Origin of the sequence: Effusibacillus lacus, from assembly GCF_002335525.1 — a bacterium.
Classification (GTDB): Bacteria; Bacillota; Bacilli; order Tumebacillales; family Effusibacillaceae; genus Effusibacillus; species Effusibacillus lacus.
Map to the genome: position 1 here is coordinate 1 of NZ_BDUF01000027.1, position 1,844 is coordinate 1,844.

Sequence of the window (1,844 nt, forward strand, 5' to 3'; positions counted from 1 at the left end):
ATAGCTTCTCGGAATTAAATTTCCCTTGCTGGCTCCAGTCTCTTGACTAGGGCCATTTATTGTTTCACCCCCAAAACAGGAGTGCGAACAAATTTTCCTCTTGACTTTTTCAAATCACCCCAACAATCGCGATGGAGGCATCTAATTGCCTACTACTAGACGGTTGGGTGATGTTCGTGATTCCTGTTGCTCGTTCTCATGAAGCCTACCTGCAGTTCGTTGTGGAACAACTTCACTTGGAGTACCACACTCCAGCTTCCAAGGTGCTCCTGCAATGTTTTTACTCCGATTTGATTTTTTGGGCCACTTCGATCGATCTGTCCCAGACCGCTTCCTTGCTTAAAGATCGCTATTCCTCCAAGACGAAAGGGAGAAAACCCCGTGACCCCGCGGATTTGCTTCGCAGTACTCTGTTGATGACCAAATTCCAGATGAGCGTGGATGACTGGGTTCGTTCGCTTCGTACCACCCCTGTCTATGCGATTCTGAGCGGTTTTCCCCCTGATTCCACTCCGGGTGTCGGGACGTTCTACGATTTCTTCCGGCGGCTCTGGCTCGCTGCTTCTCCGCATCTTACAAAACGGAACAAGAGGAAGCAGCGAAAACCAAGAAAGAAAGGCAAGAAGAACCAGAAACAAGAACCCAAAAACCCGAAGATTACTGAAAAATTGGTCGCTCGTGCCCTGCGTTCCGACAAGATTCACTACTCTCCGAAAGCCCACGACCTGCTTCAACAACTGTTTCAAACCTTGTTTGTCCTTCCCTCTGCAGCCAAAGGGTTGCTGGGGGATCCAAGCTCCTTTCGCGTCATCGGGGATGGTTCCCCCGTCGAAACAGGAGCAAGGGCGTACGGAAAGTTCCTTTGCGATTGCCGCAAGAAAGGCAACTGGAAATGTTCCTGTGAGCGCCAGTTCTCCGATCCCGATGCCGATTGGGGCTGGGACAGCTACCGTGAGAAATATTACTACGGTCGAACCCTCTACATGTTTTGTGCTGCGGACAGTCCCTACGATCTGCCAGTCTATCCGCGACTGTTTCGCGCCAGCTGGCATGACTCCGTGTCCTGGATTTGCGGATACCGCGAACTTCGTCACTGGTATCCAGATTGGAAAGTGGGAGAGGCGATCTTGGATTCCGCCCACGACGCCCTCCCGATCTATACCATGCTGGAACACGATGATGTTTCCGCGATCATCGACCTGAATCTCAGGCGTTCCGGCAAGCTGGTATACAACGACATGGAAATTGATAAGGATGGAGTTCCCGTCTGCCCCATTGGTCGGAAGATGATTTGTTGGGGCAAATGCCCCGGTCGTCAACGCGTCAAATGGCGTTGTCCCGCCAAAGTTGGGAAATGGGAATGCCCTCATCCGTGTTCACCTTCCGAGTACGGAAGGACCTTCTATACATCCACCACTGATAATCCGCGACTCTTTCCTCGCGTCAGACGCGACAGCAAAGAGTGGAAACAGCGATATGCCCTACGGACTGGAGTGGAACGCTGTATCAAACGTCAAAAAATCGATTATAAACTGGAATTCTCTAAGGGCCGTAGTTCTCGTCACTGGAATATTCGCGTCTACTTAATTGCCATGTGCCAGCATGCAGATGCCTGGATGGAAGAAGCCAAGAAAGCCAACCTGCCTTCACTTGACCAATGGTTTGAAGGCCATCTGGCTGCATAGCAACACGTCTATTACATATTTTTCAAAAACCCGATGTTTCGGGTTATTTGGTATTCCCTTTTTTAGAAAATGGCTTTCAAACTAAACAAAAATGAACGATTGTAGCCACTTCACCCCTTATTCAGACTCAGAATCATGTCTCTAATTCCGAGCTACTAT

Annotated in this window: 1 protein-coding gene; it reads left to right on the forward strand. The window is 49.7% G+C overall.

All coding sequences use genetic code 11. The annotated features are described in order from the left end of the window. Positions 1 to 170 precede the first annotated feature (170 nt). Positions 171 to 1,685 (forward strand): transposase, encoded by a 1,515-nt coding sequence (locus tag EFBL_RS06700; RefSeq protein ID WP_096181371.1) that lies wholly within the window; start codon positions 171 to 173, stop codon positions 1,683 to 1,685. Positions 1,686 to 1,844: the final 159 nt, after the last annotated feature.

What these genes read in the sequence shown, in the direction of transcription:
- EFBL_RS06700 (WP_096181371.1), top strand. Translation starts at nt 171, where the DNA reads ATGTTCGTGATTCCTGTTGCTCGTTCTCATGAAGCCTACCTGCAGTTC.